The organism is Arthrobacter sp. UYP4 (genome assembly GCF_057291175.1).
The window spans coordinates 680242-692657 of record NZ_JBXAVU010000002.1 but is presented as its reverse complement, the minus strand read 5'-3'; the positions used below and the strand labels follow the sequence as shown (position 1 = coordinate 692657).

The following is a 12416-nucleotide window of genomic DNA, read 5'->3' as shown; positions in this document are numbered from 1 at the left end:
GATCATGGCGGGCTCTGCCCTACTGTTGGGAAGGGGCTCAAACCGGGCATTACTGGCGGAACGGAAGAGGTCGCGTGTTCGAAGCAGCAAGCATCATCTACGCGGCGGCGGGTCTCGCCGTGTTCGCGGCAGCACTCCTGCCGCGCCTGCTCATGCGCGCGCCGGTCTCGATGCCCATGGTGTTCCTCGCCGCCGGCATCCTGGTGTTCAGCTTCGCGAAGGACCTCCCCGATCCCGATCCGGTGGCCTACAGCGATGTGACGATCCACCTGAGTGAGGTCTGCGTCATCATCTCGCTGATGGGGGCCGGGCTGGCGCTCGACCGCAAGCTCGGCTGGCGCCGCTGGTCCACCACCTGGCGCCTCCTCGGCATCGCGATGCCCCTGTGCATCCTGATCCTCACGCTGATGGGGATGTGGCTGCTGGGCCTCGGGCTCGCCTCCGCCCTGCTCGTGGCCGCGGCCCTCGCGCCCACCGATCCCGTCCTCGCCTCCGAGGTTCAGGTGGGGGAGCCCTCGGAGTCGGAGGAGGACCTCGAGGCGGAGGACGAGGTGCGCTTCGGCCTGACCTCCGAGGCCGGGCTCAACGACGGCCTCGCCTTCCCCTTCGTGTACCTCGCCATCCTGATGAGCACGGTGGGTCTGTCCCCGTCCGCCTGGGGTGTGGAGTGGATCCTGCTCGACGTCCTGTGGCGCATGATCATCGGCTGTGCGTTCGGGTTCGGCATGGGCAAGCTGCTGGCCCGGGTCTTCTTCCGGACGCCGATCAAGAGCGTCCGCCTCGCCAACTACTCCGAGGGGTTCGTCGCCCTCGCGGCGACGTTCCTGACGTACGGGCTCACCGAGGCGATCGAGGGCTACGGTTTCATCGCGGTCTTCGTGTGCGCCCTGACCATCCGCGCCGGGGAACAGACCCACGGCTACCACGGTGTGCTGCACAGCTACATCGAGCAGCTCGAGCGGCTCCTCACCGTCGTCGTGCTCGTCCTGCTGGGCGGGGCCGTGGCGCGGGGCCTGTTCGAGGGCCTCCGGCCGCTGGAGGTGGTGGTCGCCGTCGCCTTCGTCCTGCTGGTGCGGCCCGTCACGGCCTGGTTCAGCCTGGCGCGGGGCAAGACGGGCCCGTGGGAGCGCCGCACGCTCGCCTTCTTCGGAGTGCGCGGCATCGGTTCCGTCTACTACCTGAGCTACGCCCTCTCGAAGGGCGAGTTCGCCGCTGACGAGAGCACGCTGTGGCGCGTCGGGGGCCTCGTGATCGTCATCTCGATCGTCATCCACGGCATCACCGCCGCTCCCGCCATCAATGCCCTCGACCGCGCGCGGCAGCGCAAGGCACGTGAGCAGGGCGACGAGGCGCAGGCTCCCAACACCCCGGTCTAGTGGCGGCCGCGCGGCCGCGGGCGGATCGTCCGTTCCAGGGTCGCGCGTACCACGAGCCCTCCCACGAGGGCCCAGAACGCCCCTCCGATGCCCAGGACGGACAGGCCCGATGCCGCCAGGAGGAACGTCACGGCGCCACTCATCCGGCCCGTCGCGTCTCCGAACGCGGCGGTGACCGCCGTCGCCATGGTGCTGATGAGCGCGAGGCCGGCGACCGCCTCCACGAGTCCGGCCGGTGCGGCACCCACGACGACGACGAGCGCGCCCGAGACGGCGGCGAGCACCAGGTAGGAGAATCCCGCGGTGAGGGCGGCGATCCAGCGGCGGTCCCGGTCCTCGCCCGCCCCCTCACCCGCGGACAGTGCGGCGGACAGGGCCGCGAGGTTGACGGCGTGCCCGCCGAACGGGGCGACGAGCGCCGTGCCGGCCCCGGTCACGGCCAGGGCGGGACGCCAGGGCGTCCGATAGCCGAAGGATTTCAGGACGGCCACGCCGGGGAGGTTCTGCGACGCCATGGTCACCACGTAGAGGGGCAGGGCTATCCCCACGACGGCGGCCGGGTCGAGGACGGGCACGGTGAACACCGGCGTCGGCACCAGGTCGGCCGGATCGATCCCGGTCCCGTCGCGGGCGAGCTGGAGGCCGATGACCACCAGGGCCGCGACGAGGGCGAGCGGCACGGCCCACTTCGGGATGACGGCGGAGGCGGCCAGCCAGACGGCGATCACGGGCAGCACCAGCAGCGGGATGGTGCCCAGGGACTGGAACGGCGCCAGGCAGAGGGGCAGCAGCACGCCCGCGAGCATGGCCTGCGCCAGATGCTGGGGGATGCGTGCCACGACCCGCCCCAGCCAGGGGACCGCGCCGGTCAGCGCGAACAGGAGGCCCGTGACCAGGAACGCACCCACGGCCGCCGGCCACCCTCCCGCCGGGATACTCGCCCCGGCCAGCAGCGCGGCCCCCGGGGTGGACCAGGAGAGCGTGACGGGGAGCCTGAAGCGCAGCGCCAGGAGGACGGTCCCGAGGCCGACGACGGCGGTCAGCGCCAGGAGCCCCGACGCCGCCTGCTCCGGCGAGGCACCCGTGGCACGCAGTCCGGCGAGCACGACGGCGAAGGACGACGTGAAACCGACGAGGGCCGTGACGACGCCCGCGAGGACGGGCTCGTGCAGGCCGGGCCGGACGGTGGAGCTGGTGTGCACCGCGCATCTCCTGTTCGGAGCGCTGCAGCCCCAGAAGCGTTCTGTATACGGAACGGCAAGCGTAGGATGCAGGGATGCCCGAGGACAAGCCCACCCGCGATGTGTCGCCGCGGGCCGCCGTCGCCCGACGCATCACGGAACTGCGACGAGCACGGGGGTTCACGCTGAGCGGTCTCGCGTCCCGCGCAGGCATCGGGAAGGGGACGCTGTCCGAACTCGAGGCCGGCACCCGCAATCCGACGCTCGAGACGCTCTACGCGCTCGCCGGTCCACTCGGGGTGCCGCTCACGGGACTCGTGGGCGACGGAACCGGGCACAGCGTCCCGGACGGGGTCGTCGACGCCCGCCTGCTGACCGTCCGGACGCACGACGACGGCGGCACCACCGAGGTCTTCTGGCTCACCATCGCCGCGCGGGGCACGCGGGTCTCGCCGCCACACCGCCACGGCACTGTGGAGCATCTCCGGGTGGTACGGGGGACGGCCTGCGTGGGACCGTCGGGCGCCGAGGTGCTCGTCCGGGCAGGGGAGTCCTCCTCGTGGCCCGCCGACACCGGGCACACCTACGCGGCGAGGGACGGCAGCGCGCAGGGCGTCCTCACCATCGAGACGCCGCCCGGCGGACCCTGATCAGGTGGTGCGGGCCTGTTCCAGGCGCCGCTGCACGGCCTCCAGCTCATCGCTCAGGGACTGCAGGCGTTCGGTGTTCTGCTCGACGGCGAGTGCCCGGACGAGGTGGTCCTGGCGCTCCCGGAGCGCGGCTTCGGAGGTCTGCGGTTCGCTGTTCGGCATGGCCCCAGTCTGTCAGGGCGCCCTCCAGTGCGCGACCGCGCCGTCCTCGGGCGGGCGCAGGAAATAGATGCACCCGGGCAACCGTTCCCTCAAGAGGTCCGCGGCCCCCGCCGCGGTCCCGGAAATCGAGAGGTGCATCCCATGTCTGTCCCCCTGTCCATCCTGGATCTGGCGCAGGTCGCCGAGGGCTCGACGCCCGCCGAGACGTTCGCCTCCAGTGTGTCGCTCGCGCAGCACGCGGAATCGTGGGGCTATCGCCGTATCTGGTACGCCGAGCACCACAACATGGGCAGCATCGCGTCGTCGGCCACGAGCGTGCTGATCGCGCACGTCGCCGCCCACACGTCGACCATCCGCCTCGGAGCCGGCGGGGTCATGCTGCCCAACCACTCGCCGCTGACGATCGCGGAGCAGTTCGGCACCCTCGAGAGCCTGCATCCGGGGCGGATCGACCTCGGCCTCGGTCGGGCGCCCGGCAGCGACCAGGTCACCGCCCGTGCACTGCGTCGTGATCCGATGTCGGCCGACAGCTTCCCCTCCGACGTCCTCGAACTGCAGGGGTACCTGACCGGTGAGACGCGGGTCCCGGGCGTGCAGGCCACTCCCGGTAAGGGCACCAACGTCCCGCTGTACATCCTCGGCTCCTCCCTCTTCGGCGCCCGGCTCGCCGCCGCCCTCGGCCTGCCCTTCGCCTTCGCCTCCCACTTCGCGCCGCAGGCCCTGCTGGACGCCTCAGCCATCTACCGCCGGGAGTTCACGCCGTCGGCGCAAGCGGAGAAGCCACACTTCATCGCCGGGGTCAACGTCATCGCGGCCGACAGCGCCACCGACGCCCACCACGAGTTCCACGAGGCGATGCTGCGTCGCGTGACACTCCTCCTCGGGCGCGGGCAGACCTTCACCCGTGAGGAGTCCGAGGCCATCCTCGCGTCGCCGGGCGGCCAGCAGATGGCCGACATGGCGCGCTACAGCGCCGTGGGGACCCCCGACGTCGTCCGGGACTACCTGGAGCGCTTCAGCGACCGGATCGGGGCCGACGAACTCATCGTCGCGACCCAGGCCGGCACCACCGACGCCTGGCTGCGCTCCTTCGAATTGCTCGCCGGAACCATGCTCCCCGTCGCCGCCTGAGGGTCACGGATCAAAAAACCTTCGGACTCTGCTTGCCTTTACCCTCCAACGTTTGGTTAAGTGGATCCCGGTTGTAGTGTTGCGCATTTGTATTTCGCGCGGTTTAGCCCTCGCGGGATAGGCCGCGTCTCTGAAAAAGCGGACAAGCACGCCGCGACTGGGGCGTTCCGAAAGTCGGATCGCGTCTGAATTTCAGAAGGATAAACAAAAATGGCAACAGGTACCGTGAAGTGGTTCAACGCTGAAAAGGGCTTTGGATTCATTGCTCCCGACGACGGAAGCGCAGACGTGTTCGCACACTTCTCCGCCATCAACGCGAGCGGCTACCGCTCGCTCGATGAGAACCAGAAGGTCAGCTTCGACACCGAGCAGGGCCCCAAGGGTCCTCAGGCGTCGAACATCCAGCCCCTCTAAGGCTCGGATCTTCAACTAGATCTTTTCGTGGGAAGCAGGTCGGACTCCGGTCCGGCCTGCTTCTTCGTTAAGGGTCGGACCGCACGCGGCGTGGTCTGCTCCCGTCAGACGGCACCGCCCGGAGCGCGCCGTCCGCGCCGTCGATCCGCGCCGTCAGCCCGTGCCGTCGCAGAGGCCGATGAAGGCGCCGAGCTCCTCGAGCGCTGCCGGGGTCGCGGGCAGGTGATGGGTCAGCCGGGGGGAGCGGACGATGACCGCCCGCCACTGGCCGCGTGAGACGGCGACGTTGATCCGGTTGCGGTTCAGCAGGAAACCGATGCCCCGCGGTGCCTCGGCAGCGGACGACGCCGCCATGCTGACGATCACGACGGCGGCCTGCTGGCCCTGGAACCTGTCCACGGTCCCGACCCTGACGTTCCGGTATCCCGCCGTGGACAGGGTCTCCCGGACGAGCTGTACCTGCGCGTTGTAGGCGGCCACCACGAGGAGGTCGGCCTGCCCCAGCGGTCGGGGCGGAGCCCCTGCGTCGGGCGTCCACGGCACGCCGAGGTGCCGCCGGACCTGGGCGAGGACCTCGGCAGCCTCCTCGACGGACGACGTGGCATTGCCGTCGTGGTCCACCGAGACGCACTCGATGCCGGGAGCCTGCCCGGCCAGGAGCCGCTCCCGCGCCGCAGGGGCTGTGGTGAGGCGGCCGTCGTAGGCGAAGCGGGAGACGGCGCGGCAGAGGTCCGGGTGCATGCGCCACGTGTCCGCGAGGAAGTAGCCGACGTCCGGCGGCAGGGTGGCGGCACCCGCCGAGAGCCAGCCCAGCGCCGAATCGTCGACCGGCTCGGGGTGGATCCCCTGGGTGACCTGCGGCAGCTGCTGCGGGTCACCGAGCAGGAGGAGCCTGCGGGCGGCCCGCGCGACGGCCATGGTGTTCGCCAGCGAGAACTGACCGGCCTCGTCGATGACCAGCAGGTCGAGCGACGCGGCGGGGACGGCACGGCCTGTCATCGTCCACGCCGTGCCGCCCACCAGGCAGCCGCCCTCCGCCCCGACGAGGCGGGCGACATCGTCGTCCGAGCGCCGGCTCCACGGGGTCGCCGCGTCCGCCTCCTTCGGCTTCTTCGCCACGAGCTCCTCGGGGACGCCTGCCTCCATCGCCCGGCAGAGCAGGTTCTCGACGACGGCGTGGGACTGCGCCACGACGCCGACCTTCCAGCCGAGGCGCACCAGCCGTGCGACGACCTCCGCGCCGACGTGCGTCTTGCCCGTCCCGGGAGGCCCCTGAACGGCGAGGTAGGAGCCCCGGAGCAGCCGCAGCGCGGTGGTGATCGCCTCCGCGTAGCCTCCGGTGCCGGGCGGGACGGCGGGCAGGGAGGCACCGGCCGGCAGGCGCGGGGGGATCCGCCGGAGGAGGTCGAGCGCAGGTCCCGGGGGCAGGTCGGGCAGTGCCCGGCCCACGCGGTCCGCCAGATCGACGAGCGCATCCTGCAGGGACCTCGTCAGCAGGGGCTGGTCGGGGGAGAGTGCCACGGGAAGCTCGGGCCGCGGTTCCGCACCGCGCCGGAGCTTCTCCCGGAGGACGGCCGTGGTGGTGCCGTCGCCGTCCTCCGTCAGGTCGAGCACCTCGATCCCGAACCAGCCGCCCCTCCCGCTGCCGCCGCTGTCCACGGTGTCGGCTCCGACCGGCACCGGGGCGTCGTAGATCGCGAAGTAGGAGGAGCCCTCACGGATGTCCGCGCCCGGCTGCAGGCGGGCCGTGCCCTTCAGGATCCGTACCGGGTTCGCACGGGATGTCGGTTTCGCCCAGTCCTCGACGACCTCGAGACTGCGGAACACCAGGACGTCCCGCGCCTGGTCCCACTCGTGGGCGGGGGAGGAGAGGCGGTCGAAGTGGGACCACCAGAACTGCTTGCGCTCCCGGCGGTGGTAGCCCACCGCGGCGGCGACGAGTGCCACGGCCTGCTGGTCGGGGTGCCGTGCCTCCTCCGGGGAGAGCCCATCGAGGTGATCCAGTAGCCTGGCCTCTTCGGGCGCGGGCCCGTAGGCGGGCAGGACGTCCTCCGTGATGGCGGGCGGAACCGGCGGGCGCCGGCGGTCGGCGTGCCGCTCCTCCAGATCGAGCAGCCAGTCGCGGAGCCGGAGCGTGGAGAGGCAGTCGTAGGTGTTGTAGTCGCTGATGCCGGCGAGGATCTCCGCCGCCGCTGCCTCGTCGCCGGCGTCCCGCGCCGTACAGTAGGCCGCATAGGCCACCACCGAGCCTCCGGCGTCCGTCACGTCCCCGGAGCGGAGCGTGCTGCCCATGTAGAGGGGCTCGAGCTTCTTGAGGCTGTAGGAACGGTCGGAGATGCGGAGGCTGGAGCGCACCGTGTCGTAGAGGTCCACGAGCACGCCGTCGCGCAGCAGCGTGTCCACGGCGTCCTCCCCGACCACGTGGACCAGCGACAGCCGGCGCAGGGCGGTCTTCTCGTAGGCGGCGTAGTGGTAGACGTGCAGGTCGGGGTACTGCTGCCGACGCTGCGCCACGTAGTCGAGGAAGCGGGTGAAGGCGCCGCGCTCCTGCGCGCGGCTGTGGGCCCAGAACGGGCGGAACGGAGGTTCGCCGCCGTCGTCGTCAGGCTGCTCCAGCACGCCGAACAGGTACTCGATGCCCCAGCTCCCGTCCGCCGGATCCTGCCACAGCGGATCGCCCTCGAAGTCGAAGAAGATGTCACCCCTGCTCGGTGCGGGCAGGGTGGACAGCGTGTGCTGCGGGAGGACGCGGTAGGAGAGCGCCCGGTCATCGCCGGCGGCGTCGCGGTAGGTGACGCCGCCGTCGACCTCGGCGAGGCCCACCTGCAGCCGCGCCTGCTCCTGCAGGCGGGTCAGGGACGGGTCCTCGGGATGCGGTGCCATGCCCGCGAGCTGGTCGATGGTGGTGACGCCCTCGCCGTGGAGCCGCGCCCGGCGCTCGCCCGTCATGGCGGCGACGAGCAGCAGGTCGCGCGTCGCCGCGACCTCCTCGGTGCAGTAGTCGCAGCGCCCGCAGGCGGTGTGGGTGGCGGCGCCCCACGCCACCGGGTCCGCCTGGTCCCGGTGGCCGTGGACGAGATCGAGGAAGCGGGACCGCCGCTCGCGGAACACGGGCAGCAGGTCGGGCAGGCTGTGGACACTGGTGGTGCGGTCGCCCAGCACCAGGGTCACCTCGGGCGACGTCGGGATGCCGGCCGCCTGCAGCTGGTCGCCGTAGGCGGCGAGCTGCAGCAGTGCGCCGACCTTCGCGTGGCGCGCGAGCTTGGTGTCCCAGACCGCGTAGGACCCGTCCTCCTGGCGGACGAGGAAGTCGGAGCGACCGTGGAACGTGCCGTCGAAGAAGGCGGCCTGGAAGACGACGGACGCCCCCGAGCGGAGCGCGCGGAGCGACTCCTCGTGCTTCTCCGCCAGCGTGGCGCGGTCCATGGACGCGGCCGGTTCGACGTCGTACACGCCCCGCGGGTTGCCCGGCGACCAGAGTCCGTGCTCGCCCACCAGCTCGTCGAGGACCCGGCGCTCGTGCACGTCGCCGAGGACGGCTGCCCGCTGCAGCATCGGGTCCGCCGGGAACTCCGCGCGCGGTGCCCGTCCCAGCTTCTCGTCGAGAACGCGCAGCAGCCGGTACCCGCACTCTGACGCCGTCACGAGGTCCGTCGCCGAGAAGACCAGATCGGGACGGCCGGTGCCGGAACCGCCGTCGGCGTCGAGCAGGAACATGGGCTGCGGAACCTCTCGTCGTGCCGGCAGGGGCGGCCAGTCCATCACACCCCTCCGACGTCGACGCGACGGGCTCACGGTGGGGCCACTGCGGGTCCGCGCGGATCCACGAGGACCCCTCGGCGCGCGACGCATCCCGGGGGAGGGCCAGTCAAGGATACGGGGATGGAAGAATTGGCACCATCCGACCACCGATCAGGAGCACGCCATGAATCCCCGCACGCTATTCCGCACCGTCGCAGTCGCGGAGGCGGTGACCTGGGCCTTCCTCCTGCTGGGCATGTTCTTCAAGTACGTCGCCCGCACCACCGAGGCGCTCGTGCCGCCGGCGGGAGCCGTGCACGGCTTCGTGTTCCTCTGCTTCGTGGTCACGACGGTCTTCATCTGGATCAACCAGCGCTGGTCGGTCCTGACGGGCCTGCTGGGACTCGCCTCGGCCATCGTCCCGTTCGCCACCGTCCCCTTCGAGCGGTGGATCGAGCGCCGCGGGCAGCTAACCGGCGCCTGGCGGCTCGCACCGGGGGCGGAGGCACCCCGGAACCCGCTGGAGCAGGTCCAGGCGTGGGTGCTGCGGAGCCCGTTCGTCGCCCTGCTGGTCGCGGTGGTCGGCATCTCGGTGGTCTTCTCGGTGCTCCTGCTCGTCGGGCCTCCCGGGTCCTCGAGCTGACGGGCGGACCATGAAGGATCTGAGCGGCACGAGCGACGACGAACGGTTCTTCCTCTCCGGCGGACGCCGCTGGCGCAGGACCGATCCCTCGCTGCCCGAGGACGTGAAGGCGCGGCTCATGTCCCACCTCGGGCGCGGGCGCTCCGGGGTCCGTAACAGTGCGAAGGGCGACGACGGCGCGGCGCTGCCGCGGGCCCGACGCACCGTGCAGCTGGCGAAGGAAGGACTCGGTGAGCGGGGGACGCCGTGGTGGGAGCAGTCGGAGCCGGAGAGGAGGGCACGGTGGACCGCAGCGCTGAAGGAACTCGATGCGCTGCACCCGCCTCGACCCGACGGTCCGGCGCGGAAGCGATCCGGCGATGGGTGAACGTGCTGCCGACGAGGTGTTGCGGGCGGAGATCCTGCGCATCGCGGAGCAGCGCGGCAGCGACAAGACGCTGTGCCCGTCGGATGCCGCCCGGAGCATCGGCGGCGGACAGTGGCGGGACCTCATGCCTGCCGCACGCCGCATCGCGTTCGAGCTGGCTGCCGAGGGGCGGGTCGACGTGACCCAGAAGGGCGAGGTGGTGGAGCCCGACGCCCGCGGACCCATCCGTATCCGCTGGGTGGCCGGTCCCGCGTAGGACGCACGGGACGTTCTTCGGGATGAGGACCGTCAGGGGGCCGCCGGCCGCAGGAGGATGATGCCCGGGTGTCGCCGATGAGCGCGCAGCGCGTTCATCCGCCGGACGAGGGGGCGATCAGGATCTGGCCGGGCACCCTGATCGAGGCGCCCGTGACGGCGGCACCCGCGCGGGTGCCGCCGTCGTGTGCTGCTGAGTGCGGCTACCTCGGGAGGAGCTCCGGGTGATGGAGCTCGGTGACGTCCGGGTGTGCGCGCAGGCGGCCCTTGAGCACGTTCGAGCCGTAGGACGAGAGCATGGGGTTCTCGGGGTCGTCCGAGATGCCGCGTGCGGCAGCCCTCAGCTCGTCCGTGAGGGGCACGGGCTCGATCACGGCGTCCAGGCGAGGCGACCAGAAGAACGGGATGGCGTAGCGGTCCACGCCGGGCGCAGGGGAGGTCACACGGTGGATGGTGGCCGCGAGGTAGCCCTCGGTGGCCACCTCGAGCATCTCGCCCAGGTTGACCACGAGGGCCCCGGGGATCGGCGTGACGGGCACCCACTCGTCCGTGCTGTGGGGGAGGACCTCGAGGCCGCCCACCTCGTCCTGCAGCAGGAGCGTCACGAAGCCGTAGTCGGCGTGGGCTCCGACGCCCTGCGACCCGGCGCCCTCGACGACGCCGCCGACGTAGTGCACGAGCTTGGCCATCCAGGCGGGAGTGCGCTCGAAGGGCTCCGCGAAGTAGTCCTCGGGCAGGTGGAGGGCGACGGCGATGGCCGAGAGCAGCTCGGCGCCCACGGTGGACATCAGCCCGGCCCAGGCCATGGCCTGTTCCTCGAGTTCGGGCAGCGCCTCGCGCGGCCACAGGTTGGGGCCCTGGAGCAGCCAGTACGGCTCGTCGGCAGGGTAGTCGCCGAGCGCCTCGCGCTCGGGGGAGAAGTCGATCTGCTCGCGGGCGTCGGGCCGGCCGCGCGTGATCTCGGTGCCGAGGCCGGCGTACCCGCGGAAGTGCGGCGACGACTGGTTGTGGATCTTCAGCCGCTCCTCGAGCGGTAGGTCGAAGAACCGGCGCGTGACGGAGAACAGGTCGTCCACCTGGGTGGGCGCTGCACCGTAGTTGATGACGTGGAAGAAGCCGACGGTGTGGGCGGCTTCGCGCAGTTCCTCGATGAAGCCGGGGTTGAAGGAACCATCGGCGGAACGTGCGGTACTGAGGTCAAGAGTGGGGATCGATCCCGGAGAGTGCTGCATGCGGAGGAGATTACGCCCGTTCAAAAGCCGGTCCTTCCTTTAAGTTACGCCGTATTGCGGCCGGGCCCGCCCGCGTCGGGATCCCTGAGGCCCGCCAGCCTGCGGACCAGGCGGAGGCCGCCGTCGGAGCCCGGCCAGTGCCGCTGCAGCGCGTCCGGGCCCGCGCCGCGCACCACGGCGCGCAGGACGACGGCGACGAGGACGACGTCGTCCGCGTATCCGATGACGGGCAGGATGTCGGGGACGAGGTCGATCGGCAGGACCAGGTACACCACGAGGCCCACGAGCAGGATCCGCACCCGCCGGGGGACGGCAGGGTCCGCAGCGAGGCGCCGCACGAGCCGCAGGAGGTCGGGCCCGAGGCGCACCACGTCGGCCGGCGACAGGACCTCCGGGTGCCGCCGCGCGTACACGGCCAGGAAGAGGAGGAAGGCCGCATAAGTGGCGAGGACGGCGACGGCGATGCGCAGCAGTAGGTCCCAGTCCATGCCCGTCCTTCCCGTGCGGCTTCCGAGGGCGGCCCGCGTGCCGGGGTGTCGCGTCCGGCGGCGCCGGTACCTCCGTCGGCGCCCGGGACCACGGTACCCCCACCGGCTCCGTGGGCAGCGGCGGTGGATGCTAGGCCGCGAGGGCCGCGTGCAGGACGGCCGCGATGCTGTCGGTGATCTGCTCCTCGGTGACGGCTTCGGGGTCCGCGGCGCACTCCACGGCCATGCCGTTCACGGTGGCCAGCAGGATGGTCGCGAACACGGTGTAGTGCTCGGGGTCCGACGGCGCGCCGAAGGCGGCCGCCCGCTCGGCCAGCGTCGTGGCGAGCAGCAGGCGGCGGTTGCGGCGGTGCTCGCGGAAGACGGCGCCCACCTCCGGGTCGCGGCCGGCCTGCAGCGCGAACTCGACGACGAGGGCGTGCCAGCGCTGCTCCCGCAGGACCCCGCGGGCGAGGTAGCGGGCGGTGTGCAGGACGGTCTCGTCCAGCGATGTCACGTCATCGAGCTGACTGAGGACGTCCGCGGCGGTGTCGGCCAGCCGTTCGCCGAGCAGGGTGGCGAACAGTTCCTGCTTGGAGCCGAAATTGGAGTAGACGGCGCCCTTCGTGTACCCGGCGCGTTCGGCGATGGTGTCGAGCCGGGCTGCCACGTAGCCGATCTCCTCGAAGACCTCCAGGGCCGCGGCGAGCAGGCCCGCGCGGACGTCCTCGCGGCGCGGGCGACGCCGCGGCCTGCCCGCCGTCGTGCTCGATGCTGCCGTACCCGATGCTGTCATG

General features: G+C 71.7%; 13 protein-coding genes. 7 read left to right on the top strand and 6 right to left on the bottom strand.

The window, feature by feature from the left end:
- Nucleotides 1-74: 74 nt before the first annotated feature.
- Nucleotides 75-1376 (top strand): cation:proton antiporter, encoded by a 1302-nt coding sequence (locus tag AC0Z9V_RS11840; RefSeq protein ID WP_133082897.1) that lies wholly within the window; start codon nucleotides 75-77, stop codon nucleotides 1374-1376.
- Here the strand turns inward: AC0Z9V_RS11840 and AC0Z9V_RS11835 are convergent.
- Nucleotides 1373-2578: a benzoate/H(+) symporter BenE family transporter gene (locus AC0Z9V_RS11835; RefSeq protein WP_485141630.1), complete on the bottom strand. Its 1206-nt coding sequence runs from the start codon at nucleotides 2576-2578 to the stop codon at nucleotides 1373-1375. The genes AC0Z9V_RS11840 and AC0Z9V_RS11835 overlap by 4 nt on opposite strands.
- Nucleotides 2579-2652: 74 nt before the next feature.
- Between AC0Z9V_RS11835 and AC0Z9V_RS11830 the strand changes: the two genes are divergently transcribed.
- Nucleotides 2653-3207: a helix-turn-helix domain-containing protein gene (locus tag AC0Z9V_RS11830; protein WP_485141629.1), complete on the top strand. Its 555-nt coding sequence runs from the start codon at nucleotides 2653-2655 to the stop codon at nucleotides 3205-3207.
- Here the strand turns inward: AC0Z9V_RS11830 and AC0Z9V_RS11825 are convergent, their stop codons facing one another.
- On the bottom strand, nucleotides 3208-3369 hold the full coding sequence (locus tag AC0Z9V_RS11825) for a hypothetical protein (RefSeq protein WP_459267392.1): 162 nt from the start codon (nucleotides 3367-3369) through the stop codon (nucleotides 3208-3210).
- 141 nt (nucleotides 3370-3510) lie between these two features.
- Here AC0Z9V_RS11825 and AC0Z9V_RS11820 point away from each other — a divergent pair, with 141 nt between their 5' ends.
- The gene (locus tag AC0Z9V_RS11820; RefSeq protein WP_485141628.1) at nucleotides 3511-4500 is read left to right on the top strand and encodes an LLM class flavin-dependent oxidoreductase; all 990 of its coding nucleotides are present in this window, start codon (nucleotides 3511-3513) and stop codon (nucleotides 4498-4500) included.
- 210 nt (nucleotides 4501-4710) lie between these two features.
- A complete protein-coding gene (locus AC0Z9V_RS11815; RefSeq protein WP_026533290.1) occupies nucleotides 4711-4914 on the top strand; it encodes a cold-shock protein in 204 nt (67 codons plus the stop codon).
- Between the two features lie 153 nt (nucleotides 4915-5067).
- Here the strand turns inward: AC0Z9V_RS11815 and AC0Z9V_RS11810 are convergent, their stop codons facing one another.
- On the bottom strand, nucleotides 5068-8631 hold the full coding sequence (locus tag AC0Z9V_RS11810) for a TM0106 family RecB-like putative nuclease (protein ID WP_485141686.1): 3564 nt from the start codon (nucleotides 8629-8631) through the stop codon (nucleotides 5068-5070).
- Between the two features lie 208 nt (nucleotides 8632-8839).
- Here AC0Z9V_RS11810 and AC0Z9V_RS11805 point away from each other — a divergent pair, with 208 nt between their 5' ends.
- The 3 genes from AC0Z9V_RS11805 to AC0Z9V_RS11795 are packed head-to-tail and all read left to right on the top strand — an operon-like array spanning nucleotide 8840 to nucleotide 9921.
- Nucleotides 8840-9298 carry a DUF3817 domain-containing protein gene (locus tag AC0Z9V_RS11805; protein ID WP_485141627.1) on the top strand — a complete coding sequence of 153 codons (459 nt, stop codon included), beginning with the start codon at nucleotides 8840-8842 and terminating at the stop codon, nucleotides 9296-9298.
- Between the two features lie 10 nt (nucleotides 9299-9308).
- Nucleotides 9309-9665, top strand: coding sequence for a hypothetical protein (locus tag AC0Z9V_RS11800; RefSeq protein WP_133082891.1), 357 nt, complete (start codon nucleotides 9309-9311; stop codon nucleotides 9663-9665).
- Complete coding sequence (locus AC0Z9V_RS11795; RefSeq protein WP_133082890.1) at nucleotides 9658-9921, top strand: DUF3253 domain-containing protein; 264 nt, start codon at nucleotides 9658-9660, stop codon at nucleotides 9919-9921. The genes AC0Z9V_RS11800 and AC0Z9V_RS11795 overlap by 8 nt, the downstream gene beginning before the upstream one ends.
- A gap of 202 nt (nucleotides 9922-10123) precedes the next feature.
- Here AC0Z9V_RS11795 and AC0Z9V_RS11790 read toward each other — a convergent pair whose 3' ends face one another.
- From AC0Z9V_RS11790 to AC0Z9V_RS11780, 3 genes are all read right to left on the bottom strand, one after another.
- A complete protein-coding gene (locus tag AC0Z9V_RS11790; protein WP_133082889.1) occupies nucleotides 10124-11152 on the bottom strand; it encodes a 2-oxoglutarate and iron-dependent oxygenase domain-containing protein in 1029 nt (342 codons plus the stop codon).
- Nucleotides 11153-11196: 44 nt separating this feature from the next.
- Nucleotides 11197-11640 (bottom strand): DUF1232 domain-containing protein, encoded by a 444-nt coding sequence (locus AC0Z9V_RS11785; protein WP_459288746.1) that lies wholly within the window; start codon nucleotides 11638-11640, stop codon nucleotides 11197-11199.
- Nucleotides 11641-11770: 130 nt separating this feature from the next.
- A complete protein-coding gene (locus AC0Z9V_RS11780) occupies nucleotides 11771-12415 on the bottom strand; it encodes a TetR/AcrR family transcriptional regulator (RefSeq protein ID WP_133082887.1) in 645 nt (214 codons plus the stop codon).
- Nucleotide 12416: the final 1 nt, after the last annotated feature.